Source organism: Mesorhizobium monacense, from assembly GCF_056781675.1.
The window spans coordinates 5,066,405-5,089,997 of the sequence record NZ_CM165567.1; the positions used below are offsets into that span (position 1 = coordinate 5,066,405).

Consider the following 23,593-nt stretch of genomic DNA (forward strand, 5'->3'; position numbering starts at 1 on the left):
GCCGCATGTCTCAATAGGGCTTTCTCAATACGGCTTGGGCGGCGGCCTTTCGACCACCGCCCGGTCGTATCGACAGTATACGAACTCAGAGCGTCCGGGTCACCATCTCGACACGGAAGCACTCGATGACGTCGCCGACGCGCATGTCTTCGTAGTTCTGGAAGGCCATGCCGCACTCCTGGCCGCCCGGCACTTCCGAAACCTCGTCCTTGAAGCGCTTCAGCGTCTTCAGCGTGCCTTCGTGGATGACGACGTTGTCGCGGATCAGGCGCACGCCCGCACCACGCTCGACCTTGCCTTCGGTGACACGGCAGCCGGCGATCTTGCCGACCTTGGTGATGTCGAAGATCTCGAGGATCTCGGCATTTCCGATGAAGGTCTCGCGACGCTCCGGCGAGAGCAGGCCGGAGAGCGCCGCCTTCACGTCATCCACGAGATTGTAGATGATCGAGTAGTAGCGGATCTCTATGCCCGCGGCCGCTGCAGCGGCGCGCGCCTGCACGTTGGCGCGGACGTTGAAGCCGATGATGGCGGCACCCGAGGTTTCCGCCAGCGACACGTCGCTTTCGGTGATGGCGCCGGCGCCGGCATGGACGATGCGTGCCCGCACCTCGTCGGTGCCGAGCTTGTCGAGCGCGGCGTTGATCGCTTCGATCGAACCCTGCACGTCTCCCTTGATGACCAGCGGGAATTCCTTCAGCCCGCTCGTCTGCAGTTGCGACATCATCTGTTCGAGCGAGCCGCGCTGGCCGGCATGCTTGGCCACCGCCTTCTCGCGCGCCAGGCGCTGGCGATACTCGGTGATCTCGCGGGCGCGAGCCTCGTTGTTGACCACCGCGAAGCGGTCGCCGGCCTGCGGCGTGCCCTGCAGGCCAAGCACCTCGACCGGCATCGCCGGCGGCGCTTCCTTGACATGCTCGCTACGGTCGTTGACCAGCGCGCGCACCCGGCCCCATTCGTTGCCGGCAACCAGGATGTCGCCGGGCATCAGCGTGCCGGTCTGCACCAGCACGGTGGCGACGGGACCACGGCCCTTGTCGAGCTGAGCCTCGATGACGACGCCTTCGGCTGTGCGGTCCGGATTGGCCTTCAGGTCGAGGATTTCGGCCTGCAGCAGGATCGCTTCGAGCAGCTTGTCGAGATTGGTGCCCTTGGTGGCCGACACTTCGACGTCCAGCACCTCGCCGCCCATGGATTCGACGAAGACCTCGTGGCGCAGCAGCTCCGACCGCACCTTCTGCGGGTCGGCATCATGCTTGTCGATCTTGTTGATGGCGACGATGATCGGGACACCAGCCGCCTTGGCATGGCTGATCGATTCGATCGTCTGCGGCATGACGCTGTCGTCGGCCGCCACCACCAGCACGGCGATGTCGGTCGCCTGGGCGCCGCGGGCGCGCATCGCCGTGAAGGCGGCATGGCCGGGCGTGTCGATGAAGGTGATCTTCTGACCGTTCTTCTCGACCTGGTAGGCGCCGATGTGCTGGGTGATGCCGCCGGCCTCGCCGGAGACGACGTTGGCGTTGCGGATGGCGTCGAGCAGCGAGGTCTTGCCGTGGTCGACATGGCCCATGATCGTCACCACCGGCGGACGCGACACCAGGTCCTCGGCATTGTCGGCGATGTTGAACAGGCCTTCCTCGATGTCGGACTCGGCGACGCGGCGAACCGTATGGCCGAATTCGGTGGCGACCAGTTCAGCCGTGTCGGCGTCGATGACGTCGCCCGGCTTCATGATCTGGCCTTGCTTCATGAAGAACTTGACCACGTCGACCGCGCGCTCGGACATGCGCTGCGCCAGTTCCTGGATGGTGATGGTTTCGGGGAGGATCACTTCGCGCATAACCTTCTCGCGCGGCTCATTGTGCATCGCGCGCTTGAATTTTTCCTGGCGGCGACGCATCGACGACAGCGAGCGGGCGCGCGCATCCTCGTCTGAAAGCGCTGTGTTGAGGGTCAGCTTGCCACGGCGGCGGTCTTCCTCGCCCTTGGTGGGCTTGGCCGGACGCGCCACCTCGGGCGTGACCGGGCGGCGCACGGGGGCGCCGGCGCCAGTGCGCTTCGGCTTGACGTCCTCGTCGTCGTCGACTGTCGCCAGTTCGGCGGCCAGCGGCGCGCGACGGCGTGCCTCTTCCTCGGCGCGACGCCGGGATTCGGCCTCGGTCTGCAGCCGCGCTTCTTCCTCGGCCTGGCGGCGCGCGGATTCCTCGCGCTCGCGCTTGCGGCGCTCTTCGTCCTCGGCGCGGCGCTTGGCCTCTTCCTGGGCGCGCTGGCGGTCTTCGACCTCACGAACCTTGGAGCCTTCGAGAGCCCTGCGGCGGGCTTCCATCTCGCCACGCGACAATTCGTTCAGCACCATGCCGCTGCGCTCGACCGGCTGCGGAGGCGGCGGCGCCTTGGGCGCTTCCTGCACGGCGGGTGCAGCCGCAACGGCCGGCTTCGGCGCGAACACGGACGCAGGCGCGGCCACCGGCTCCGGCTTTTCGCCGGGCATGGAGAACTTGCGCTTCTTGATCTCGACCTGGACCTGCTTGGTGCGGCCATGCGAGAAATTCTGGCGCACGACGCCCTGCTCGGTACCGGGGCGCTTCAGCGTCAAGGTCTTCTTCGGCGTAACGCTCAACGTCTTGTCGTCGCCCGATTTCGTATCGCTCATTCCATATCCTCTGCGGCATCATCTTCGTCAGCAACGGCCGCAAGCATTGCCAGATCGTCCGGGGAACCGCCCCGATACCGGTCGAGCGCAACCATGCGCCTCTGGACCGCCCTGCCCGCGTCTTGCGCGAGAACGGCAGCATGTATCACATTTGTACCCCCCAATGCCAAGCTCAACTCGGCCTCGGAGAAAAGTTTGTAGGCAAGGATGGCGGGGCCGCCGAGATGGACGGTTGCCCGCCGCGCCTGGCTGATTTTGCGCACGCCATCGTCGGACGCTTCAGTCGCGTGGAGCACGAAAAGCGCCAATCCTGCGCGCACGGCGCTCTCGACCTTGGTGGCGCCAAGAGCGATTGCGCCTGCCTTGCGGGCAAGGCCCAGCATGCCCAGAGCGGATCTGGAAAGCAGCCCGTCGACCATGCCGCCGAGATCGGCGGGAACGGTCACCTGCGCCTTGAAGGCGCGGGCAAACAGGTTCTTCGCCGCTGCCTTGTCGACATGTAGGCGCTCGGCACTGACCCAGCAACCGCGGCCGGGCAGATTTCTCTTGATGTCCGGAACGACGGCCGAATCCGGGCCGACGACGAACCGGATCAGTTCATCCGGTTCGGCCTGCCTGCGGGTGACGATGCAGGTGCGATCGTTCATCTCGTCCAAGGGCGGGTTCTGTGCGATGCGGTTTCACCTCACGCACCGACGGTTTCGTCAGCCGGCGCATCCTGCGCGGCAATCTCGTCCTCGGTGATCCAGCCGGCCTTGAGGCGGGCAGCCAGAACCATCTGCTCGGCATCGGCGCGCGTAACGCCGTGATTGGCGAGCACACCGGGATAGACCTTGGTCTCGCCGTCCTTGCGTTCCTTCCAGCCGGTCAGATCGTCGGCGGCATAGCCGGCGAAATCTTCGATCGTCTTCACGCCGTCCTCGCCGAGCGTCACCATCATGGCGGTGGTGATGCCGGCGATTTCGCGCAGTTCGTCCGCGACGCCCAGAGCCTTGCGCTTGTCGTCGTGCTCGGCCTCGATCTTCTCCAGATACTCGCGGGCGCGGGTCTGGATTTCCGAGGCGGTGTCCTCGTCGAAACCGTCGATGGAGGCGATCTCGCCGGAATCGACGTAAGCCACTTCCTCGACGCTGGTAAAACCTTCGGAAGCAAGCACCTGGCCGACCATCTCGTCGACGTCGAGGGCTTCCATGAACAGCGCCGAACGCTCGACGAACTCCTTCTGGCGGCGCTCGCTCTCTTCCTGCTCGGTCAAGATGTCGATGTCCCAGCCGGTGAGCTGCGAGGCAAGACGGACGTTCTGGCCGCGGCGGCCGATGGCCAGCGACAGCTGATCGTCAGGAACCACGACCTCGATGCGCTCCGCATCCTCGTCGAGCACCACCTTCGCGACTTCGGCCGGCTGCAGCGCGTTGACGATGAAGGAAGCGGCCGAGGGCGACCACGGAATGATGTCGATCTTCTCGCCCTGCAACTCGCCGACCACCGCCTGGACGCGGCTGCCGCGCATACCGACGCAGGCGCCGACCGGATCGATGGACGAGTCGCGTGAGATGACGGCGATCTTGGCGCGCGAGCCCGGATCGCGGGCGACCGACTTGATCTCGATGATGCCGTCGTAGATTTCCGGCACCTCCATGGTGAAGAGCTTGGCCATGAACTGCGGATGGGTGCGCGACAGGAAGATCTGCGGACCGCGCTGCTCGCGGCGCACGTCGTAGACATAGGCGCGGACGCGGTCGCCATATTTGTAGTTCTCGCGCGGGATCAGCTCGTCGCGGCGGATGATCGCCTCGCCGCGGCCGAGATCGACGATGACGTTGCCGTATTCGACGCGCTTGACGGTGCCGTTGACGATCTCGCCGATGCGGTCCTTGTATTCGTCATACTGGCGGTCGCGCTCGGCCTCGCGCACCTTCTGGACGATGACCTGCTTGGCCGACTGGGCGGCGATGCGGCCGAAATCCATCGGCGGCAGCTGTTCGGCGATGAAATCGCCAAGCTGGGCGTCGGGGTTGCGTTCGCGCGCCGAGGAAATGGCGATCTGCGTTGCGTAGTCGTCGACCTTCTCGACCACTTCCATCAGCCGCTGCAGCTTCATCTCGCCGGTGTTGGCGTTGATGTCGGCGCGGATGTTGGTTTCCTGGCCATAGCGCGAACGCGCCGCCTTCTGGATGGCATCGGCCATGGCGGCGATAACGATCGACTTGTCGATCGACTTTTCACGCGCGACCGCATCGGCGATCTGCAGCAGTTCGAGTCTGTTGGCGCTTACAACCATTGTCTTTCTCCCGAGCGTGTTGCCGGAGCTCTCGCCCGGCAGCTCAATCAACTTTCCTGTTCGGTTCCGTCTTCGGCGTCCAGTTCAGCACCCTCTGGCGCATCTTCTGGTTCGCCGCGGCGCTTCTTTGCTTCCTTGCGCGCCCTGTTGTCCTTCGACAGGGCATCGCGGATGAGATCGTCGGTCAGCACCAACCGGGCGTCGGCGATCGCATCGTAAGGCACGCGCACCGTCGGCTCCTCGCCATAGGCCGCCTTGTCGCGCGCGATCAGCACGCCATGCGCGTCGCTTTCGGCGATCTTGCCCTTGAAGCGCTTGCGTTCGGCGACGAGGACCGAGGTCTCCATCTTGATCAGATGGCCGGTCCATGTCGCGAAGTCCGACTTGCGCACCAGCGGCCGGTCGATGCCCGGCGACGACACTTCGAGATGATACGCCTTTTCGATCGGATCATCGACATCGAGCGCCGGCGACACGGCCCGGCTGACCTCTTCGCAATCCTCGACGGTCATGGTGCCGTCCTCGCGCTCGGCCATGATCTGCAGCGTGAGCCCGTTTTGGCCCGACAGATGCACCCGCACCAGGCGAAAGCCGATCCCGCGCAGCACCGGCTGCACGATCAGCGCGATGCGCGCATCGATACCGCTTTCGCGGATGATGCGGTCGTCGCTTTCGCTTGCCGTTGCAGTCATTCGATCCCTGTCGTTCGATTGGTGGCTGACCGGCAGGTAATAAAAAAGAGCGGGACCGGGTGGACCCACTCTTCGTCATACCGACCAAGAATTTGAGGCTGATATAGACGATACCGGCCGGCGTTTCAAGTCCGCTGTACCAATAGTCCGCCGTACCGGGCGGGCAGAAGCCACGGCAGCGGCAACAGCGTTGCATGAGGTGCATGGTGCCTATGCGCTAATCCACCTGTGTTTGCCGGCATCGCGTGCCTATCTATGTTGCGTTGCACAAATATGACCGGCGCGCGGTGGCGCGCGAAAGGATATGACCATGAGCAATCGCCTGATGTTTTCCGCCATCGGCGGCTTCTTTACCGCGTTTGGCAGTGCTGCCGCCGCCTCGCATGCCGTGCAGGCCGGCCGCAAGCCCCGCGACCGGGACCTGCGCAATCTGGGTATCAATCCGGCCGCCTTCAACAGGATCGGCCGCTTCTAAGAAAACTCCGGGCGTCTGACGCAGGGGCGTTGGACCGAGACGCAAACGGCGCTTGTGCGCAGCTATTTCCTCATAAAGGTGAGATAGGCCGGACGCCGGCCTTCGCGGATGGCCTTCGCCTCGTAGCGCGTGCCCGGCCAACCCTCATAGGGCCGATGCCAGTCCGCCGCCTCCTGCGCCTGCCAGGCGAACGCGCCATGCGCCCGGCAGTTGAGCAGCGTCCAGTTCACATAACTGTCGATGTCGGAAGCAAAGCGGAATTTTCCGCCTGATTTCAGCACCCTGGCAAAACGGTCCAGATTGGACGGACCGACGAAACGCCGCTTCCAGTGTTTTTTCTTCGGCCAGGGGTCGGGGTAGAGCAGATCGATGCCGTCGAGCGTGGCTTGCGGCAGCCAATCGAGCAGGCGCGTGGCGTCATCGTCATGGACGCGCAGATTGGCAAGCGGCTTTTCGTTCACCGCCTTCATCAGCTTGGCCATGCCGTTGACGAACGGCTCGACGCCAATGAAGCCGGTCGTCGGGGCCTCCGTGGCGCGATGCAGCAGATGTTCGCCGCCACCGAAGCCGATTTCGAGCCGAACCGCAGAGACATCCGCCTTGAACAGCTTGCGCAATTCGGCGGGCGATTCGGCGAGGTCGAGACCATAGATCCCGAGACCGCTTTCCAGAGCCGCCGCCTGCTGCGGGCGAATGGTCTTGCCGTGCCGGCGGCCGAAAAAACCTTCGGTCGCGCGGCTCGGCCTGCCCTTCGGATCCATGGACGGGTCCCGCGCCGCCGTCAGGCGGCGACCGCGTCCTTGAGCGCCTTGGCGAGATCGGTCTTCTCCCAGGAGAAGGAACCGTCGCGGCCTGCCTTGCGGCCGAAATGGCCATAGGACGAGGTCTTGGCGTAGATCGGCTTGTTGAGGTCGAGGTGACGGCGGATGCCGGACGGCGAAAGGTCCATCACGGTGCGCAGTGCGTCTTCGAGCCTGGCCTCTTCGACCTTGCCGGTGCCATGCAGGTCGACATAGACCGACAGCGGCTGGGCGACGCCGATGGCGTAGGACAGCTGGATGGTGCAACGGTCGGCGAGCTTGGCCGCCACCACATTCTTGGCAAGGTAGCGCGCCGCATAGGCGGCGGAGCGGTCGACCTTGGTCGTGTCCTTGCCGGAGAAGGCGCCGCCGCCATGCGGTGCGGCACCGCCATAGGTGTCGACGATGATCTTGCGGCCGGTCAGTCCGGCGTCGCCGTCCGGCCCGCCGATGACGAACTTGCCGGTCGGATTGATGTACCAGTTGCAGTCGTCGGCGATCCTGAGATCGCCCAGCGCCTCGCGGATATAGGGTTCGACGACCTTGCGGACCTTCTTCGAATCCCAGCTCGAATCGAGGTGCTGGGTCGACAGCACGATCTGCGTCGCCTCGGCGGCCTTGCCGTCGACATAGCGCACGGTGACCTGGCTCTTGGCGTCCGGCCCGAGCTTGCCCGCATCGCCGCTGCCTTCATGGCGCGCGGCGGCCAGCAGTTCGAGAATCTTGTGGCTGTAGTAGATCGGCGCCGGCATCAGGTCCGGCGTCTCGCGGCACGCATAGCCGAACATGATGCCCTGGTCGCCGGCACCTTCCTCGCCCTGCCGGTCGGCGGCGTTGTCGACGCCCTGGCCGATGTCCGGCGACTGGCCGTGCAGCAGAACCTCGATCTTCGCCGTCTTCCAGTGGAAGCCGGCCTGCTCGTAGCCGATCTCGCGGATCGCCTTGCGGGCCACCGATTTGAACTTTGCCGGATTGACGACCGGATGACCGGCGCCATCCATCAGGATGTTGCCGGCCTTGTCCTTTTTCAGCAGCGTCTCGGGAACCCGGACCTCACCGGCGATGATGACGCGATTCGTTGTCGCCAGGGTCTCGCAGGCGACACGGACCTTCCAGGGGTCCATGCCGGTCTTCTTGGCCTCGCGATAGACCAGATCGACGATTTCGTCGGAGATACGGTCGCAAACTTTGTCGGGATGGCCCTCGGCAACGGATTCCGAGGTGAAGAAGTAATTCTGCCGCGTCACGGGTGTCCCCTCTTGAAAAGATCGGCAGGTTGCCGATTTTGGCGCGCCACGTGTTAGCGGTGCCGGGCGCCGCTCGTCAAGCGCTGCCGCGGTTCTGGCATGAAATGTCAGCACAGTTGGCTTGTGCCAGCGACGGCAGGGCGCCGCCGGTGGCACAAGCCTCTGGATCAGTCGGCGTCATCGGTGGAAAGGGATTTCACCAGATCTATGATCCTGCGGCGCACCTTGACGTCGCCAATCTTGACGAAGGCGCGGTTGAGTTGAAGCCCCTCCGGACTGCCGCAGAATTCGACGGCGAAAGCCATCGACGCGTCTTCGGCAAATCCACGATTGCCCACGGCCTCCTGACCCGGGGCATCCTCGAAAAAAAAGGCAACGGGCACGCTGAGAATGGAGGCTATCGCCTGCAAACGGCTGGCGCCCACCCTGTTCGTGCCCTTTTCATACTTTTGGATCTGTTGAAACGTGATGCCGAGATTCTCACCCAGCTTTTCCTGGCTCATTCCAAGCATATTGCGCCGGAGCCTGATGCGACTTCCGACATGGATGTCGATCGGGTTAGGCTTTTTCTTGTTTTCTTCTGTCATTTTCTCCTCGCCGAATTTTTCCGGCTTTTTCTATTTTTTCCTGCCCAAACGAAGCCGGAGCCAACTGCCCCAACAGAACCACCAACCGACTTCGAGAAAATTTTAGGCACTTACAGTATGAGTTTCTAATGTGTCGGCTGTCAATTCACCCGTAGCCGTTGCCTTACATTCAATGTGAACCCTCCCAGGGCGAACAGGAATATGATCAGCAATCCGTTAATTCGCCGCTGGGCGGCGGAAATGAGGGCGCGCCCAGAGATCGGCACCCGCACATCAATGGCTCCACGCCTGTCGACGGCGAGCGCGTCGACGATGCGTCCGCGCGGGTCGACGACGGCGGAAATGCCATTGTTAGCCGCGCGCAACAAAGGCAAACCATTCTCCACAGCCCGGATCTGAGCTTGCCTGAAGTGCTGGTACGGACCCGGTGTATCCCCGAACCAAGCGTCGTTCGTAACGTTCACAATAAGCTCGGATGACGTTGCGTCAACTGCAACCAGATCGGGAAAGATAACTTCATAGCAAATGAACGGAAGCGCCCGCACACCGTCCGGCAGCGTGATCGGATGCCGTTCGTTGCCGGCCGCGAAATTCATCGGCCCGGCGACGAGCTGTTCGATGCCGAAGCGGCCGAGCAGGCCGGCGAAGGGCAGGTATTCGCCGAAAGGCACCAGGTGGACCTTGTCGACGGCGTCGGTGATCTCACCTTTGTCGTTGATCGCCACCACGGAATTGTAATAGCGGCTGCCGGCACCGGCAGCCGAGCCGCCCTCCTCGCGAACCACGCCGGCGATCAGCATTTGGCCTTCGCCCAGCATGTCGCCCAGCGCGGTCAGCGTGTCCGGGCGCTCGGTGAACAGGAACGGCACCGAGGTCTCCGGCCACAGGATCAGCTGCGGCTTGGCGTGGCCGGGCTCCGGCTCCTTCGCCGACAGGCCGAGCAAAGTGGCGAAGATGCGGTCGCGCACCGAGGCGTCCCACTTTTCGCTGAGATCGACATCCGGCTGAACGATGCGGACATCGATCGAGCGGGTTGCCGGCTCGACCGGCATGGCAAGCCTGACATAGCCGAAGCCGACATGGGCGGCGACAAGCAGGGCAAGCAGCCCAAAGCCCAGGCGAAGGTGCCGCCGACCCGCAGCGAGCGCGGGCAGCGAAAAGACGAAGACCGCCAGCGCGTTCATGCCGATCATGCCGGTCACCGACACGCTCTGCATAAAGAGCGGCACCGGCATTGCCGCGTAGCCGACGGCATTCCAGGGAAAGCCTGTGAACAGGAAATCGCGCAGCCATTCCGCCAGGCCGAAACCGAAGGCGAGTGCGGCAATGCGGCCGATATCGTTGCTCCACAGGAGCCGCGCGACGACCGTGGCGAAGCCGTAGAAGAAGGCGAGCGCAAAGGGGATTCCGACCACCGCGAAGGGCAGAGCCCAGGCGAAACTGTCGGCCTCAACCAGCAGTGCCTGGCCGATCCACCACAGGCCGGCAAGAAAATAGCCGAAACCGAACCACCAGCCAATGGCGAATGCGGGCTTGAGCCGCCTCAGCCAGCCGTCGGAGGCCTCGCCGGTCGAACCGTCAAGGAGCCAGACCAGGAGCGGGAAGGAGACGAAGCAGACGGCGAAGAAATCATAGGGCGCCTGGGCGAGAACCGCCAACGCTCCGGCGAGAAACGCCACCAGCGCACGACGCCAACCCCAAAGCAGTATTATCCGGCCGGCCAGGCGCTGCATACACACTTCCAGTCGCGCGAATCACGACAGCAGATTTATCAGATTTATCGGAACGGGGCTTGCACCGAGAAACCCGGATCGGCCAATCACCGCGCTATCGGTGCCAGCCTTCGACCTTCAGGTCGCCGAGCCGCTCAGCCTCTTCGCGTGGCACGGCGCGTATGGTCTGGGTGAATGTCCAGACATGGCCTTCGGGATCGCGCGCCCGGTAAAGCCGTTCGCCATAAAACTGGTCGGCAGGCTCCTGGGTGATGTCGGCGCCGGCCGCCCTCGCCTGCTCGCAATGCGCATCCAGGCCGGTAGCGAGGCGGATGTAGATCGCCTGCGTGTTCCGGCCGCCGACGGAGGCCGGGCTGGCAATATGGTCAGCCCATTCGGAATCGACGATGATGTAGCCATCGCCGAAGCGCATCTCGGAATGGACGAGCCTGCCTTCGGCGTCGCTGACGACCATGCTCGGCTCGAAGGCGAAGGCCTTTTCGAGCCATTTCAATGCGGCCCGCGGGTCCTTGTAGAATACGCCGGAGCCTATGGTCGAGTGCTTGAACGGGTCGTCGACCGACATAGGTCGGCGCTTAGGCCTGTTCGGCGCGGGCGGCGCGGCGCCGGCGCTCGCCCTTCTGGCTCTGCACGATGCGCACGCGCTTGACGCGGCGCGGATCGGCGTCGAGCACGTGGAACTCGAACCCGGGTATGGCCTGCACCACTTCGCCACGGGCCGGCACCCTGCCAAGCGTGTTGAAAATCATACCGCCGATCGTGTCGACATATTCGCCGTGCTCGCCGGCGGCGAAATCCTCGCCGATCATCTTGGCGACCTCGTCGATCTCGGCCTTGCCGTCGACGATGAACACGCCCTCACCGGTCTGGGTGATCATCGGCTCGTCGTCGTCATGCTCATCCTCGATGTCGCCAACGACCATCTCGACGATGTCTTCCAGCGAGGCGAGGCCGTCGGTGCCGCCATATTCGTCGATGACCAGCGCCATCTGGGTGCGTGTCGTCTGCATCCGGCCCATCAGGTCGGAGGCAAGCATGGACGGCGGCACGAACAGCACCGGGCGGATCAGGTTAAGATCGCCGATGGTGCGGGCGAGATCGACCTGGGCGAGATCAAGCAGCGTCGTCGCCGGCGCCTTCCGGCTGGTCCGGCCCTTCTTGACGCGGGCAACCTTGGTGATGTGGGCCAGCACGTCGCGGATGTGGACCATGCCGCGCGGATCGTCGAGCGTCTCGGAATAGACAGGCATGCGCGAATGGCCGGACTGTTCGAACAGGCCGAGAAGATCGCCCAGCGTCGTGGTGATCTCGACCGCCTCGATATCGGCGCGCGGCACCATGACGTCCTCGACGCGCACCTCGCGCAGGCGCAGGATGTTGTTGAGCATCGCCCGCTCGCCGGGCGAGAAGGCACCGGCATCGCTGGTCGTTTCGGCAAGCGCGCCGGCGATCTCCTCGCGCAGGCTGGTGCCGTTGCGCTGCCTGAACAGGCCAAGCACGCGATCGAACAGGGAAGGACCGGCAGGCGATGGCTCGCTGGCGATGCTGCCGGTCGTGGTACTCGGACTCGAGCCCTCTTCCGTCGTTTCGGAAGGCTTGGTCGCACTGCCGGCGTCGGGGCGGGCGGCAGTCTCTGGTTTGTCGTTCATCGTCGTCCGGTCAATTGATCTTTTTAGTTACGCGTAGGGATCGGGAATGGCAAGCCTCGCAAGCGCTGAGCGCTCGATCGCTTCCATCTCCTCGGCCTCGGCGTCGGTCTCGTGATCGTAGCCCAAAAGGTGCAGCAGGCCGTGGATGACAAGATGGGTGATATGGTTCTCGAGCGGCTTGTCTTCCAGACCCGCTTCCTTCGTGACCGTCTCGGCGGCCAGCACGATGTCGCCCAGCATCGGCGGCAGCGGACCGCCCTTGGGAAACGGAAAAGCCGGGAAAGACAAGACGTTGGTCGGCTTGTCCTTGCCGCGCCAGCCGGCGTTGAGGGTGCGGATATGGGCGTCATCGGAAAAGACGATGCTGAGTTCGGAACGGCCGTCGGTGCTGGTTTCGGCAAAGGCGGCCGACGCGGCGCGGTCGACCAGGCCTGCCAATACCGCCTCATCGGGCCAGTCGCCCGACTCGATCGAAATATCGATGTCGACGGGAACCGAAAGATCCCCGCCGCCAGGTTTTATGTCTTCAGGCATGAGCCCGCATCGTCACATCAGTTCTCGGTGCCCAGGCCGCGCGCCAGCTTGGCGTCGCGGTCATAGGCCCTGACGATTTCCGCCACGAGCGGGTGGCGAACCACATCGCCGTCGCCGAAGCGAACCGTCACCGCGCCCGCCACGCCATCGAGGACACGCAGCGCTTCGACCAGGCCCGACTTGGTGTTCGAGGGAAGGTCGATCTGCGTCGGATCGCCGGTGACGATCATGCGCGAGTTCTCACCGAGACGGGTGAGGAACATCTTCATCTGCATCGGCGTGGTGTTCTGCGCCTCGTCGAGGATGACGGCGGCATGTGCCAGCGTGCGGCCGCGCATGAAGGCCAGCGGCGCGATCTCGATCACTTCGGCGGCAATCGCGCGCTCGACCTTGTCGGCCGGCATCATGTCGTAGAGCGCGTCATAGAGCGGCCGCAGATACGGATCGACCTTTTCCTTCATGTCGCCGGGCAGGAAGCCCAGTCGCTCGCCGGCCTCGACGGCGGGTCGCGAGAGGATGATGCGCTCGACCATGCCGCGTTCGAGCAGCATCGCGGCATGCGCCACCGCCAGATAGGTCTTGCCGGTACCGGCCGGGCCGATGCCGAAGACAAGCTCGGACCGCTCCAGCGCCCGCATATAGGCGTCCTGGTTGAGCGAGCGGGCATAAATGGTCTTCTTGCGCGTCGATATCTGGGCGGCGGACATCTTGCCCTTGCGCTCCAGCGTCGGCAGCGTCAATTGGTCGTCGGCGGCGATCGCCATGCGCACGGCGCCGTCGACGTCGGACTGGCCGATATCGGCGCCTTTCTGGAGAATGCCGTAGAGATTGTCCAAGGCGCGGCGCGCCTGCTCGGCGGCGGAGGCCGAGCCTTTTATGGTCAACTGGTTGCCGCGCGAGCGGATATCGACGCCGAGCTTCTGCTCGAGTCTCGCCAAGTTCTCGTCGAACTGGCCATACAGGGCGCTGGCAAGCTTGTTATTGTCGAAGGTCAGAACGATGTGCGCCATGTCAGAGGCCCCGGATGCCTGGCTCGGGGGCAGATTCTTCAGTTCAGCAGCGCTCAACCGTCTCTCCTCATCTGCCGAGGCCGTCAGGCCAATTCGGCGAACAGGCTATTGTAGCCCGTCCTTGTGATTCGCACTTGGATAATGTCACCGATTTCGCCGGCCTTTTCATCAACAATAACCGGCTGCAGCCATGGCGAGCGGCCGACCTTCTGGCCGGCCTGGCGGCCAGGCTTCTCGATCAGCGTGTCGATGGTCCTGCCGACCAGGCTCATGCCGAAGTCCTGCTGCTGTTTCACGAGCAAGGCCTGCAGGCGCTGCAGGCGTTCGTCCTTGACGGCTTCCGGCACGTGATCGGCCATTTCGGCGCCCGGCGTGCCGGGACGCGGCGAATATTTGAACGAGAAGGCCGAGGCGTAGTTGACCTGGTGCACGAGTTCCAATGTCGCCTCGAAATCCGCTTCGCTCTCGCCGGGAAAGCCGACGATGAAGTCGCCGGACAGCGCAATGTCCCCGCGCGCCGCGCGGATACGCTCGATCAGCGCCAGATAATCGCTTGCGGTATGCCTGCGATTCATCGTCTTGAGGATACGGTCCGAGCCTGACTGCACCGGCAGATGCAGATAAGGCATCAGCGCCGGCAAGTCGCGGTGGGCAGCGATCAATTCGTCGTCCATATCGCGCGGATGGCTGGTGGTGTAGCGCAGCCGCGCCAGGCCGGGGATTTCGGCCAGCCGAAACAGCAGGCGGCCAAGGCCCCATTCGGCGCCGTCCTCGCCCAGGCCGTGCCAGGCATTGACGTTCTGGCCGAGCAGCGTCACCTCGCGCACGCCGGCCTCGGCCAGGCGCTCGGCCTCGGCGACGATCTGTGCCACCGGCCGCGACACTTCGGAACCGCGCGTATAGGGCACGACGCAGAAGGTGCAGAACTTGTCGCAGCCCTCCTGCACGGTGAGGAAGGCGGTGACGCCGCGCTTGATCACTTCGGCGCGCTTCGGCTGCGGCAGATGCTCGAACTTGTCCTCGACGGCGTATTCGGTCTCGACGATCTTTTCACCGCCGCGCACCCTGGCCAGCACGTCGGGCAGCCGGTGGTAGGTCTGCGGGCCGATGACCAGATCGACGGCGGGCGAGCGACGGATGATTTCGGCGCCTTCGGCCTGCGCCACGCAGCCGGCGACGCCGATTAGCAGTTCGCGGCCGGCTGCGGCGCGCTCGGCCTTCATGTCGCGGATGCGGCCAAGCTCGGAATAGACCTTTTCCGCCGCCTTTTCCCGGATGTGGCAGGTGTTGAGCAGGACCAGATCGGCGTCGTCGACAGCGTCGGTGGCGACGTAGCCGTCAGCGACCAGCGCATCGGTCATGCGCTGTGAATCGTAGACGTTCATCTGGCAGCCATAGGTCTTGACGAAGACTTTTTTCGCCGTGCCAGCGGGTGCAGGTGCGCCGTCAGCCGCAGGGCCGATATCGTCGCGCTCTATCGTGTTCAAGTCCATCCGGCGGCTTCTATCGCCTTTCCGTGACAAAAAACAGACGATTCTGGCCTAGCGCGCTTTCAGCCTACCGGCTCGGGCGCGGATCGGCGAGCGCGGCCTGCACCATTTCGCGTACCCTGGCTTCCATCAGCCTCGCCGTCTCCTTGCGGTTCGATCCCTTGGAGAATGCGAAGGGCTCGCCGAAATGCACCTCGACGTCCAGCGCGCCCTCGGCCAGCAGCACCTTGAGATGCGGCATCAGGTCCTCGTCGCCGATCCAGGCGGCGATTGGCCGGTGTCGGCGGCCGAGCGGCACGCCGTGCAGGCGGGTGTAGACGATCGCCACCGGCTGGATGAACACCTCGGCGGCCGCGCCTTCCGCAATCGCCATCGAGGCAGCGCCGAACAGCGTGCTCTTGAACGGCAACACCAGATTGCCGTCACCTGTCGAGCCCTCGGCGAACAGCACCATGGCATCCCCCTTGGCCATGCGGCTGGCAATCTCGCTCGCCTGGTCGCCCGACGTGCGCTTGCGCTCGCGCTCGATGAAGACGGTGCGCTGCAGCTTGGACAGCATGCCGATCAGCGGCCAGCCTTCCATATCGGCGCGGGCGATGAACTTCACGTCGACCATGGAGCCGAGCACCATGATGTCGGTCCAGGAGATGTGGTTGGACGCAACCAGCAGCGGGCGTTGGCTGGAGAGCGTTCCCTTGACGTGAATGCGCAATCCCAGCGCCCTGGCGATCATCCTGTGCCAGATTTTCAGGATGAACGTCTCCGGCCAGAGCCCGGTCTTCATCGACAGGATCTGCAGAGGCGCGAAGATCAGCGTGCTGGTGGCGACGAGGGCCAGCGCCACGAAAATCCTGAATTTCTTGATCATTCGCTGGCCCTGCCGTTACAGCGCCGCGCGTCCTTTTGGACGCGCAAAGGACGCTGTAACACTTTTATTTTGGCGCATGATCCTTTCCGAAAATCGGATCCGATTTTCGGGGTCATGCGGCGTCTGGCTAGCGAAGATCGCGGCGCATGACAAGCGCGCCGGTCGGGCCGTGCTCCGGCGATCTGTAGTAGTTGGCGCGCTTGCCGACTTCACGGAAGCCGAGCCGCCGGTAGAGGGTGATGGCCGCGACGTTGGTCTCGTCGACCTCCAGGAAGAGCGCCTCGGCGCGCTGCGCGTGCAATTCGCGCAGCACCGCATCCATCAACTGCCAGCCAAGGCCCTGGCGGCGGTGGGAGCGGGCGACGGCAACGGTCAAGATCTCGCCTTCGCCGGCCGCCAGCCGCGCCAGCACGAAGCCGACCGGCGGTTTGGAGCCCTGTCCGGTCTCGCGCGCGGCATAGCCGAACACCGTGTCCTGCTCGAGCAGCGAGGCAAACTCGCCGTCGGTCCAGGGTCGGACAAAATCCTCCTGGTGCAGTTCCGAGACCGCCGGGCTATCGGCGACCGTCAGCGGTTCGAGCGCATAATCCCTGCGGCGCGGCTGAAAGAAGGGAATGCGCATCAGGACTTGTTTCCTCCTGGACCATGATCTTCTCCAAAAACTGGATCCCACTTTTTGGGATCATGGTCCTGTCTCGGTAGAATGAAGCCCGCCTGCGGCTTGGCGTCGGCCCCCCGCAGGTAAAGCGGTTTCGGCTTTTCGCCTGCACCCTTGATGGCGGCCAGCCTCGCATAGACGGCGATGTCGGCGGTGGCCGCGGTCGAGCCGATGTCGAAGGTGCGGCCGGCCGACGCCGCGATTTGCGGTGCTGCTGTGCCGGCGAGCACCACGGACATGTCCGCCGCCATGGCGGCGGCCTGAGAAAGCGTTGTCACCGCCGGTCCGTAAGTCAAAACTGACGCTTTATCATACAGAGCGGCGTGGATCTCGTCGCGTCCGGCATCGAGCGCGGCCAGCACCGGCCGGCCCGGAAACATGGTCGCCGCCTCCGCCGCCAGTGCTTCCAGCGTCGTTACGCCGATTGCCGGGATTTTCAGCGCCAGCGCCAGGCCGCGCGCCGCCGACACGCCGACACGCAATCCGGTGAAGGATCCCGGACCGATGGAGACGGCAACGGCGCCAAGGCCGGGATAGTCGGTCGCCGCGGCCTTCAGCGCCGCATCGATGACCGCCATCAAGTGCTCGGCATGGCCCTTGCCGAGATCGAGCACGTGGCGGCCAAGCTCGCTGCCGGCCGCCGCGTCATAGACGCAGGCGGCGCAGAGACTGGCGGCACAGTCGATGGCAAGCAACTTCATGGTCTCTGGTCAACGCCCAGGGTTGAAAAACAATCCCCTGTGCCCGCCATGGCCCGCCGCCGCAAGGGGGACGGTGCACAATTGTTAAGCGGCTTCGCTTCGGCCAGGGTCCAGATCCGTCGGCCTCTGGGCCGCCGCCTATGCCACCTGCTCGATGCGCAGCATGTGATTGTCCCAGACATAGTCAGGCTCGGAGCGCGTCGCGCCATTGCCCTCGACGATCTCGCCAGCGCCCGTCGTCGCCATGAAGCCCGGGCCATCCGGCGCCAGGCCGCAGACCTCGACCAGCGCTCTGGTGGCGACGATGCGGCCGCTGGCGGCGTCGATGACGGTCAGCGAATTGCCTTCTGGTGAGGAGACGGCGACCGTGCCCGCGGCAGGGTTGGCGGCGACCGAGCCGATATAGTTTCTGAAGCCTGACAGCACGTCCTGTGGCATGTCAAGCAGCTGCAGATCCTTGCCGCGCGCAGCGCGCCCGATCAGCAGCGGACGGTCGGTGCCCGGCCCCCGGTACTGGCAGCCGAACCACACCGTGCCGGACGGATCGGCATCCATATGGCGGATCGACAGCTGGTGCAGTGCTGCCGGCAGTTCGTGCTTTTCGATCAGGTCGCCGGTGATGCGGTCGACCAGCACATAGGACGGCTTCATCGTCGCGATGTTGAGCTCGGCGCGGCCATAGTCCGGATGCGTCTCGATGCCGCCATTGGCGACCGCGATCGTCCTGCCGTCGCCCAGCAGCAGGAGCTCGTGCGGACCCATGCCATAGGTCGGGAGCTCGCCGACGCGGCTGAATTTTGAGCGCGTGTCATAGACGCCGACGACGCCGGCGGCGTTGTCGAAGTCGTTTTCGGTGGCGTAAAGCAGCGCGCCGTCGGCCGAGAACACGCCATGGCCGAAGAAGTGGCGGCCGGTGATGCTGGCGATGGTCAGCGGCCTGTCGCGGCCTTGATGGTCGAAGACCACGGCGAAAGTACCAGGTTGCCGGGCGAAGACCACCGAGCGCTTAGACACCGGATCGAAGGTGACGTCATGGCCGCGGTCGGGCAGGTCGATCGCATGCAGCAATTTGCCGGCCTCGGACAGCACGGCCGCGCCATAGCTGCCGTCGCGCTTGACGAAGGCGGTGGCAAAGACCGCGTCCGTGCCAAGCGTCTTTGCCCACGCCGACGGCGTTATCGCGGCAACAAAGCCAACGCCCGCTGCCCTGAGGAAATCGCGGCGGTCGATCAGCGGCGTGCGCATGATCAATCTCCGTTCGAGCATGATCTTGTCCAAAAAGTCTGCAACTTTTCTGGGATCATGCTCAGTCTCCATCCAGCGAGGAAAAGCCGGCGGTCAGGCCGAATTCGGCGGTCAGCCTGGTGCCGATCAGGGTCGTCAGGCTGGAGGTGATCAGCGCGAAATGGTCGAGTTTTTCGCGCTGCGCCGGATCGGCGAGCGCCTTGTCGATCGGACCCTGGACGGACTTCGCGGTGGCGACACCGTTGACCAGCTGGATATGGATCGACTCGGCCATCCAGCGTGCGTCCTTCGGCAGTGCGTCGCCAAGTTGCGAGGCCTGAAACAGCGTATCCATGCCGGTGAGGTTTCCAGCCAGCGACGTGGCCGTGTTTTGCGAGCGCCAATAGATCGCCTGTTTCGGCTTTTCGCCTTCCGGCTTGCCGCCCAGGAACCCTTTGAGGCGCACGTCGCGGACCATTTCGAGTTCGTTGATGAAGACGCCCACCAGTTCGGTCACCGCTTCGGTGCCGTCGCGGTAGAGCGGGTTCTGCGGTCCCGGATTGGCCCAGAGTGCGGCAAATCCGTCAGGCTTCTTCCAGGCCTCATCGACGTCGGCGGCCATCGTTTCGATGTTGCCGGCGACTGCCGCGCCATAGGCGCAGCGGTAGGGATCGTCCTTGCCGGCGAGAGGTTCGGCGCCGTCGCCATAAAGCACGAATTCCAGCGCGCCAAGCCCCTGCATGGCGACGCTCTTGCCAGCCAGTTGCGCCGGATCGGTGGCGGTCGGGTCCTTGCCGGCCAATGCCGCCTGCACCTGCTTCAGGCCGATGCTCTTGCGGTCCGGCCAGTAGAGCATGCGTTCCAGCCGGTTGTTCTCCTTGATCGGCCCGAAGCCGATGATCTCGGCCTCCGACCAAGCCTCGACCGTTGCCGAATATTCGGCACGCGCCGCATCGAGAGCGCTTTGCGAAGGTGCATCGCACAGATTGCGCATCGATTTGGTCAAGGTTTCAGCGTGCCGATGCAGACTGGCATAGGCCGGGCGGACAAAGCCGTCGATCGCTCGCTCTATGACGTCGGTAGCCTTCACCTCCGCCGACGCCGGGGAAGCGCCGAACATGGCCAGCGGAAGAACGAGAGCGGGCAAAAGACGCTTCAGCATCAGAGTGACTCCAGGAACTTGACCAGCGCATCGCGATCGGCCGCTTTGGCGGCGGCAAAGCGGTCGCGCGCCTTCCGGCCCTCGCCGCCATGCCAGAGGATCGCCTCGGCGAGCGTGCGCGCGCGCCCGTCATGCAGGAAAAAGCTGTTGCCGTTGACCGTCTCGGTCAGGCCGATGCCCCACAGTGGCGGGGTGCGCCATTCGCTGCCCGTCGCCTCGCCGACGGCCTGCCCGTCGGACAGATCGGGCCCCATGTCGTGCAGCAGAAAGTCGGAATAGGGCCAGATCAACTGGAAGGCCTGCGCCTTGTTGGGCGTGCCGCGAAGGCTGACGAATTTCGGCGTGTGGCAGGAAATGCAGCCCATCTCATAGAACTGCTTCTTGCCGGCCAGCACGTTGGGCGCGTCGAGATCGCGCCGTGCCGGCACGGCAAGGTTTTGCGAATAGAAGGTGACGAGGTCCATGACCGGCGGCGGCGCCTCGACCGGGCCGAGGCGCTGTTGCACACCGTTCGGCATGTCGAGACATGCCTTTTCGGCGGCGGTGCAGTCACCCTCGCTTTTCGACATCTCGGGCGTCGAGATGCCGATATCGCCGGCGAAGGCGTCGGCAGCCTGCTCGCGGATCGACGGCGTCTGCGCCTTCCAACCGAAGCGGCCAAGTGTCAGCGTGCCGCTGAGGCCGTCGCGCACGATGTTCGGCTTGCCGGAAATACCGTCAGCATCGCGGTCGTCCGGATCGGCATGGGCAAGGATGTCGGCCGGCGCGATCTGCTCGATCAGGCCAAGGCCGATCATTGGCGGCGTCAAACGCGGCGACAGCGTGGTGTGCGGGTCGAGCGGCCCGTAAGCCAGGCCATCGACCGAATAGCTGGGCTTGCGCAGCGAAACGACGCTGCCGTCGCCGAGCGTCACCTTCTGTTCTTGATACGCGACATGCATCCTGCCTTCGCCGCGCAGACCGGGAACGGCGAGGTCCTGCAGTTGCGAACCGTAGACCGGGTCGGGAAAATTGAGCACCTTGTGGTCGGCGATCTCAGCCTTTTCTTCCGCGTCGCTGGCGTCGCGCGCCAGCCGCAGGAACATCGAGGTGGTGCCGCCGTCACCTTCCGGCGGGTGGCCGCGGCCGTCCTTCAAATGGCAATTCTGGCAGGCGCGCTCGTTGAACAGCGGGCCAAGCCCGTCCGAGGCCTGGGTCGAGGATGGCGACGACACCCAGTTCTTGCGGAAAAGGGCATTGCCGAGCTTGAAGGTGCCTTCTTCCTCGAAGGTGATGTTGGCGGAGAATTGCGAGAAGGCGTCGCGGTTGGCGTCCTTGCGCGACGTGCCGGCGCCGCCCTGCATCAGCTCGAACGGCTCGGGCTTGGAAAAATCCGACGTCGGCCGGGTGACGGCAAGGACGCGAGCCTGATCCTTCGGCGTCAGATCGGTGCGGCTGGTGGCGAGGCCCCCCGGTTCCGGCGCGCCGGCCAGGGCCGAAGCCGAAAGTGTCAGCACGACTGCAAGCGAAGCCCCGCGAAACACCTGGTATCGCGGGGTCTTCTGGAGCGACGGGCCATGATCTTGGGCCCGCCGCAAGCGGCGCAAGACTTCTACGGGGCGCCGCATTCCCGCATGTCCTTAGTCCGCCTCGTCGGCCGATGCGGCGTTGAGCTGGCCGTATTTTTCCTCACCGATCGAGGCAAGCAGGTCGAGCTGCGTCTCGAGGAAGTCGATGTGACCTTCCTCGTCGGACAGCAATTCCTCGAACAGTTTCATCGACACGTAGTCGCCTGCTTCTTCGCAAATCTCGCGCGAGCGCTTGTAGGCGGTGCGCGCGTCATACTCGCCGGCAAGATCGGACTCGAGCACTTCCTTGACGTTCTGGCCGATGCGCAGCGGCGCCACGGACTGCAGGTTCGGATGCCCTTCGAGGAAGATGATGCGGGCCACGAGCTTGTCGGCATGGTGCATCTCCTCGATCGATTCTGCGCGTTCCTTCTTTGCCAGCTTGGCGTATCCCCAGTCTTCGAGCAGCCGGAAATGCACCCAATATTGATTGACGGCGCCAAGCTCAAGAAACAGAGCCTCGTTAAGCCGCTCGATGATCTGCTTTTCGCCTTTCATGGGTTCTGCTCCCGTATTGGACGCGCAGGCCTCTGACGCGATCCAGGTGTGAAACGATGTCCACGCCGCTCGCCTCCGAGCGGGCATGGTAGTTCTCGGTTACCCGAATGATCGTTTCCACCACATTTGGGAAGCAGCCGCAACAGCGACCGCGTTTGTGCATGGCATGATAGACCTTTGCCGGCACGATAAGCTGCCAGGGATCCTGGTCCAGCAGCTCGACGATCGACTGCTCAATCTCCCTCTCTGTGATGATGTTGCAATGGCAGATCAGCATTCATTTGCCCTGGCTGACGGCGTTCCTCCACGCCGTTTGGCTGGTACTTTTAGTTGAGCATGACCTTGTCCGAACCGCAGGTCACGAAGCAAAAACCGGCTTCCACTTTTCGCTTACGCGGACCTCCGGTTCGGGGTCATGCTTGGGTCCTACTGGAACACCTTGTCCGGCGCGTCGAGGCTGTCGGAACCCTCGAAGGCGATGGTGTTGAGCTTCAGCGAGCCGACGGCGCGTTCGATCGACTTGGTCTGGTCGATCAGCGCGTCGATCGCCGCCTGCACCGTGGCGTTGCCTTCGGTGTTGCCTTCGGCGATCTGCTGGTCATACGCCTCGCCGGCCAGCGCACGCGCCTTGATGGTCTCCATCTTGGCGACGGAGACATCCAGCTTGTCCGACAGTTCCTTATCGATCGCCGGATCGGCCGCCTTGACCATGTCGTGCACCGAAGGCCCCTGAACGACGGTACCGTCGAGGCGCGTGTAGCTGGCAAGATAGGCAGCGCGGATGCCGATGGCGTCGTAGAGATGCGAGTTGTAGGTGTTGTCGGAGAAGCAGTCGTGCTCCTCTTCCGGATCGTGCAGCAGCAGGCCGAGCTTCATGCGCTCGCCGGCCAGTTCGCCATAGGACAGCGAGCCCATGCCGGTGAAGATCGCGGTGATGGCGGTGTTCGGCTCGCCGTCAATGAGGTTCTTGCGGGCGGCGCCGTCTTCCTTCCAGTCGTTGACCATATCCTGCAGGGCGGAAACCAGGAGGTCGCTGGCCGACTTCAGGTATTCGGCGCGGCGGTCGCAATTGCCGCCGGTGCAGTTGGCGAGGTCGTAGTCTGTGTAGGGCCGCTCGCCGGCGCCCGGACCGGTGCCGTGCAGATCCTGACCCCAGAGCAGGAATTCGATGGCGTGATAGCCGGTCGCGACATTGGCCTCGACCCCGCCGGCCTCCTGCAGCGTGCCGGAGAGGAATTCCGGCGACAGCTTCGAGGCGTCGACCTTCTTGCCATTGATCTCGATCTCCTTGTTGGCGATCACATTGGCGGTGTAGAGTGAATTGGTGTCGGACTCGGTGCCGTAGCTCTTGGCGACATAGTCGATCAGGCCTTCGTCCAGCGGCCAGGAGTTGACCTTGCCTTCCCAGTCGTCGACGATCTTGTTGCCGAAACGGTAGACCTCGGTCTGCTGGTAGGGAACGCGCGATGCCTTCCAGGCCTCGCGGGCGGCATTCAGCGTATCCACCGAAGGCTTGGCGAGCAGCGCGTCGACAGCCTTGTCGAGCGCCTGCGCGGTGGTTAGCGAATCCTCATATTTGGCGAGCGCGATGTCGGCATAGGTCTTGATGACCGCCTTGGCATCGGTTTCCGCCTTGGCCGGCAGCACGAACACCGCCGCCGTCAATAGAGCCGTAGCGCCGATCGCAGCCAGCCTGCCGCCATATCGTGCTGTCATCATCG

Annotated in this window: 23 protein-coding genes; 1 reads left to right on the forward strand and 22 read right to left on the reverse strand. The window is 64.2% G+C overall.

Going from position 1 to position 23,593, the window contains the following annotated elements; all coding sequences use genetic code 11:
• Nucleotides 1-85: 85 nt before the first annotated feature.
• From infB to rimP, 4 genes are read right to left on the reverse strand one after another with little or no spacing between them, the layout of a single operon-like run.
• Complete coding sequence (infB, locus tag AC1RUK_RS24290) at nt 86-2,656, reverse strand: translation initiation factor IF-2 (protein ID WP_481838618.1); 2,571 nt, start codon at nt 2,654-2,656, stop codon at nt 86-88.
• Nucleotides 2,653-3,303, reverse strand: a complete 651-nt coding sequence (locus tag AC1RUK_RS24295; RefSeq protein WP_481838617.1) for an RNA-binding protein — start codon at nt 3,301-3,303, stop codon at nt 2,653-2,655. The genes infB and AC1RUK_RS24295 overlap by 4 nt, the downstream gene beginning before the upstream one ends.
• Nucleotides 3,304-3,341: 38 nt before the next feature.
• Entirely contained in the window at nt 3,342-4,937 is a 1,596-nt protein-coding gene (nusA, locus tag AC1RUK_RS24300) for a transcription termination factor NusA (protein WP_481838616.1), read from the reverse strand.
• A gap of 47 nt (nt 4,938-4,984) precedes the next feature.
• Nucleotides 4,985-5,629 (reverse strand): ribosome maturation factor RimP, encoded by a 645-nt coding sequence (gene rimP, locus AC1RUK_RS24305; protein ID WP_481838615.1) that lies wholly within the window; start codon nt 5,627-5,629, stop codon nt 4,985-4,987.
• A 310-nt stretch (nt 5,630-5,939) separates the two neighbouring features.
• Between rimP and AC1RUK_RS24310 the strand changes: the two genes are divergently transcribed.
• On the forward strand, nt 5,940-6,104 hold the full coding sequence (locus tag AC1RUK_RS24310) for a hypothetical protein (RefSeq protein ID WP_481838614.1): 165 nt from the start codon (nt 5,940-5,942) through the stop codon (nt 6,102-6,104).
• 62 nt (nt 6,105-6,166) lie between these two features.
• Here AC1RUK_RS24310 and trmB read toward each other — a convergent pair whose 3' ends face one another.
• The 18 genes from trmB to AC1RUK_RS24400 all read right to left on the reverse strand — a co-directional run bounded on the left by trmB (nt 6,167) and on the right by AC1RUK_RS24400 (nt 23,588).
• Complete coding sequence (gene trmB, locus AC1RUK_RS24315) at nt 6,167-6,865, reverse strand: tRNA (guanine(46)-N(7))-methyltransferase TrmB (RefSeq protein WP_481838613.1); 699 nt, start codon at nt 6,863-6,865, stop codon at nt 6,167-6,169.
• 20 nt (nt 6,866-6,885) lie between these two features.
• Nucleotides 6,886-8,151 (reverse strand): methionine adenosyltransferase, encoded by a 1,266-nt coding sequence (gene metK / locus AC1RUK_RS24320; protein ID WP_436170693.1) that lies wholly within the window; start codon nt 8,149-8,151, stop codon nt 6,886-6,888.
• A gap of 167 nt (nt 8,152-8,318) precedes the next feature.
• The gene (locus tag AC1RUK_RS24325; RefSeq protein WP_006202918.1) at nt 8,319-8,738 is read right to left on the reverse strand and encodes a helix-turn-helix domain-containing protein; all 420 of its coding nucleotides are present in this window, start codon (nt 8,736-8,738) and stop codon (nt 8,319-8,321) included.
• Nucleotides 8,739-8,878: 140 nt separating this feature from the next.
• The gene (lnt, locus tag AC1RUK_RS24330; protein ID WP_481838612.1) at nt 8,879-10,471 is read right to left on the reverse strand and encodes an apolipoprotein N-acyltransferase; all 1,593 of its coding nucleotides are present in this window, start codon (nt 10,469-10,471) and stop codon (nt 8,879-8,881) included.
• A 94-nt stretch (nt 10,472-10,565) separates the two neighbouring features.
• Nucleotides 10,566-11,036, reverse strand: coding sequence for a VOC family protein (locus tag AC1RUK_RS24335; RefSeq protein WP_481838611.1), 471 nt, complete (start codon nt 11,034-11,036; stop codon nt 10,566-10,568).
• Between the two features lie 10 nt (nt 11,037-11,046).
• Entirely contained in the window at nt 11,047-12,120 is a 1,074-nt protein-coding gene (locus AC1RUK_RS24340; protein ID WP_120015045.1) for a hemolysin family protein, read from the reverse strand.
• 27 nt (nt 12,121-12,147) lie between these two features.
• Nucleotides 12,148-12,654 (reverse strand): rRNA maturation RNase YbeY, encoded by a 507-nt coding sequence (ybeY, locus tag AC1RUK_RS24345; protein WP_481838610.1) that lies wholly within the window; start codon nt 12,652-12,654, stop codon nt 12,148-12,150.
• Nucleotides 12,655-12,671: 17 nt separating this feature from the next.
• Entirely contained in the window at nt 12,672-13,664 is a 993-nt protein-coding gene (locus tag AC1RUK_RS24350) for a PhoH family protein (RefSeq protein ID WP_436170689.1), read from the reverse strand.
• A gap of 83 nt (nt 13,665-13,747) precedes the next feature.
• The gene (miaB, locus tag AC1RUK_RS24355; protein ID WP_481839408.1) at nt 13,748-15,049 is read right to left on the reverse strand and encodes a tRNA (N6-isopentenyl adenosine(37)-C2)-methylthiotransferase MiaB; all 1,302 of its coding nucleotides are present in this window, start codon (nt 15,047-15,049) and stop codon (nt 13,748-13,750) included.
• Nucleotides 15,050-15,221: 172 nt separating this feature from the next.
• Nucleotides 15,222-16,022 (reverse strand): lyso-ornithine lipid O-acyltransferase, encoded by an 801-nt coding sequence (olsA, locus tag AC1RUK_RS24360; RefSeq protein ID WP_481838609.1) that lies wholly within the window; start codon nt 16,020-16,022, stop codon nt 15,222-15,224.
• A gap of 127 nt (nt 16,023-16,149) precedes the next feature.
• Nucleotides 16,150-16,644 carry a ribosomal protein S18-alanine N-acetyltransferase gene (gene rimI, locus AC1RUK_RS24365; RefSeq protein ID WP_481838608.1) on the reverse strand — a complete coding sequence of 165 codons (495 nt, stop codon included), beginning with the start codon at nt 16,642-16,644 and terminating at the stop codon, nt 16,150-16,152.
• A complete protein-coding gene (gene tsaB, locus AC1RUK_RS24370) occupies nt 16,644-17,381 on the reverse strand; it encodes a tRNA (adenosine(37)-N6)-threonylcarbamoyltransferase complex dimerization subunit type 1 TsaB (RefSeq protein WP_481838607.1) in 738 nt (245 codons plus the stop codon). The genes rimI and tsaB overlap by 1 nt, the downstream gene beginning before the upstream one ends.
• 138 nt (nt 17,382-17,519) lie before the next feature.
• A complete protein-coding gene (locus tag AC1RUK_RS24375) occupies nt 17,520-18,626 on the reverse strand; it encodes a DUF1513 domain-containing protein (protein ID WP_481839407.1) in 1,107 nt (368 codons plus the stop codon).
• Nucleotides 18,627-18,687: 61 nt separating this feature from the next.
• Nucleotides 18,688-19,767: an imelysin family protein gene (locus AC1RUK_RS24380; RefSeq protein ID WP_481838606.1), complete on the reverse strand. Its 1,080-nt coding sequence runs from the start codon at nt 19,765-19,767 to the stop codon at nt 18,688-18,690.
• Nucleotides 19,767-21,374, reverse strand: coding sequence for a di-heme oxidoreductase family protein (locus tag AC1RUK_RS24385; protein ID WP_481838605.1), 1,608 nt, complete (start codon nt 21,372-21,374; stop codon nt 19,767-19,769). Before AC1RUK_RS24385 ends, AC1RUK_RS24380 begins: the two co-directional genes overlap by 1 nt.
• 12 nt (nt 21,375-21,386) lie before the next feature.
• Nucleotides 21,387-21,872: a bacterioferritin gene (gene bfr, locus AC1RUK_RS24390; RefSeq protein WP_065518165.1), complete on the reverse strand. Its 486-nt coding sequence runs from the start codon at nt 21,870-21,872 to the stop codon at nt 21,387-21,389.
• The gene (locus AC1RUK_RS24395) at nt 21,838-22,149 is read right to left on the reverse strand and encodes a hypothetical protein (protein WP_006201122.1); all 312 of its coding nucleotides are present in this window, start codon (nt 22,147-22,149) and stop codon (nt 21,838-21,840) included. Before AC1RUK_RS24395 ends, bfr begins: the two co-directional genes overlap by 35 nt.
• A 149-nt stretch (nt 22,150-22,298) precedes the next feature.
• Nucleotides 22,299-23,588 carry an imelysin family protein gene (locus AC1RUK_RS24400; RefSeq protein ID WP_481839406.1) on the reverse strand — a complete coding sequence of 430 codons (1,290 nt, stop codon included), beginning with the start codon at nt 23,586-23,588 and terminating at the stop codon, nt 22,299-22,301.
• Nucleotides 23,589-23,593 lie beyond the last annotated feature (5 nt).

What these genes read in the sequence shown, in the direction of transcription:
- infB (WP_481838618.1), bottom strand. Translation starts at nt 2,656, where the DNA reads ATGAGCGATACGAAATCGGGCGACGACAAGACGTTGAGCGTTACGCCG.
- AC1RUK_RS24295 (WP_481838617.1), bottom strand. Translation starts at nt 3,303, where the DNA reads ATGAACGATCGCACCTGCATCGTCACCCGCAGGCAGGCCGAACCGGAT.
- nusA (WP_481838616.1), bottom strand. Translation starts at nt 4,937, where the DNA reads ATGGTTGTAAGCGCCAACAGACTCGAACTGCTGCAGATCGCCGATGCG.
- rimP (WP_481838615.1), bottom strand. Translation starts at nt 5,629, where the DNA reads ATGACTGCAACGGCAAGCGAAAGCGACGACCGCATCATCCGCGAAAGC.
- AC1RUK_RS24310 (WP_481838614.1), top strand. Translation starts at nt 5,940, where the DNA reads ATGAGCAATCGCCTGATGTTTTCCGCCATCGGCGGCTTCTTTACCGCG.
- trmB (WP_481838613.1), bottom strand. Translation starts at nt 6,865, where the DNA reads ATGGATCCGAAGGGCAGGCCGAGCCGCGCGACCGAAGGTTTTTTCGGC.
- AC1RUK_RS24325 (WP_006202918.1), bottom strand. Translation starts at nt 8,738, where the DNA reads ATGACAGAAGAAAACAAGAAAAAGCCTAACCCGATCGACATCCATGTC.
- lnt (WP_481838612.1), bottom strand. Translation starts at nt 10,471, where the DNA reads ATGCAGCGCCTGGCCGGCCGGATAATACTGCTTTGGGGTTGGCGTCGT.
- AC1RUK_RS24335 (WP_481838611.1), bottom strand. Translation starts at nt 11,036, where the DNA reads ATGTCGGTCGACGACCCGTTCAAGCACTCGACCATAGGCTCCGGCGTA.
- AC1RUK_RS24340 (WP_120015045.1), bottom strand. Translation starts at nt 12,120, where the DNA reads ATGAACGACAAACCAGAGACTGCCGCCCGCCCCGACGCCGGCAGTGCG.
- ybeY (WP_481838610.1), bottom strand. Translation starts at nt 12,654, where the DNA reads ATGCCTGAAGACATAAAACCTGGCGGCGGGGATCTTTCGGTTCCCGTC.
- AC1RUK_RS24350 (WP_436170689.1), bottom strand. Translation starts at nt 13,664, where the DNA reads ATGGCGCACATCGTTCTGACCTTCGACAATAACAAGCTTGCCAGCGCC.
- miaB (WP_481839408.1), bottom strand. Translation starts at nt 15,049, where the DNA reads ATGAACGTCTACGATTCACAGCGCATGACCGATGCGCTGGTCGCTGAC.
- olsA (WP_481838609.1), bottom strand. Translation starts at nt 16,022, where the DNA reads ATGATCAAGAAATTCAGGATTTTCGTGGCGCTGGCCCTCGTCGCCACC.
- rimI (WP_481838608.1), bottom strand. Translation starts at nt 16,644, where the DNA reads ATGCGCATTCCCTTCTTTCAGCCGCGCCGCAGGGATTATGCGCTCGAA.
- tsaB (WP_481838607.1), bottom strand. Translation starts at nt 17,381, where the DNA reads ATGAAGTTGCTTGCCATCGACTGTGCCGCCAGTCTCTGCGCCGCCTGC.
- AC1RUK_RS24375 (WP_481839407.1), bottom strand. Translation starts at nt 18,626, where the DNA reads ATGCGCACGCCGCTGATCGACCGCCGCGATTTCCTCAGGGCAGCGGGC.
- AC1RUK_RS24380 (WP_481838606.1), bottom strand. Translation starts at nt 19,767, where the DNA reads ATGCTGAAGCGTCTTTTGCCCGCTCTCGTTCTTCCGCTGGCCATGTTC.
- AC1RUK_RS24385 (WP_481838605.1), bottom strand. Translation starts at nt 21,374, where the DNA reads ATGCGGCGCCCCGTAGAAGTCTTGCGCCGCTTGCGGCGGGCCCAAGAT.
- bfr (WP_065518165.1), bottom strand. Translation starts at nt 21,872, where the DNA reads ATGAAAGGCGAAAAGCAGATCATCGAGCGGCTTAACGAGGCTCTGTTT.
- AC1RUK_RS24395 (WP_006201122.1), bottom strand. Translation starts at nt 22,149, where the DNA reads ATGCTGATCTGCCATTGCAACATCATCACAGAGAGGGAGATTGAGCAG.
- AC1RUK_RS24400 (WP_481839406.1), bottom strand. Translation starts at nt 23,588, where the DNA reads ATGACAGCACGATATGGCGGCAGGCTGGCTGCGATCGGCGCTACGGCT.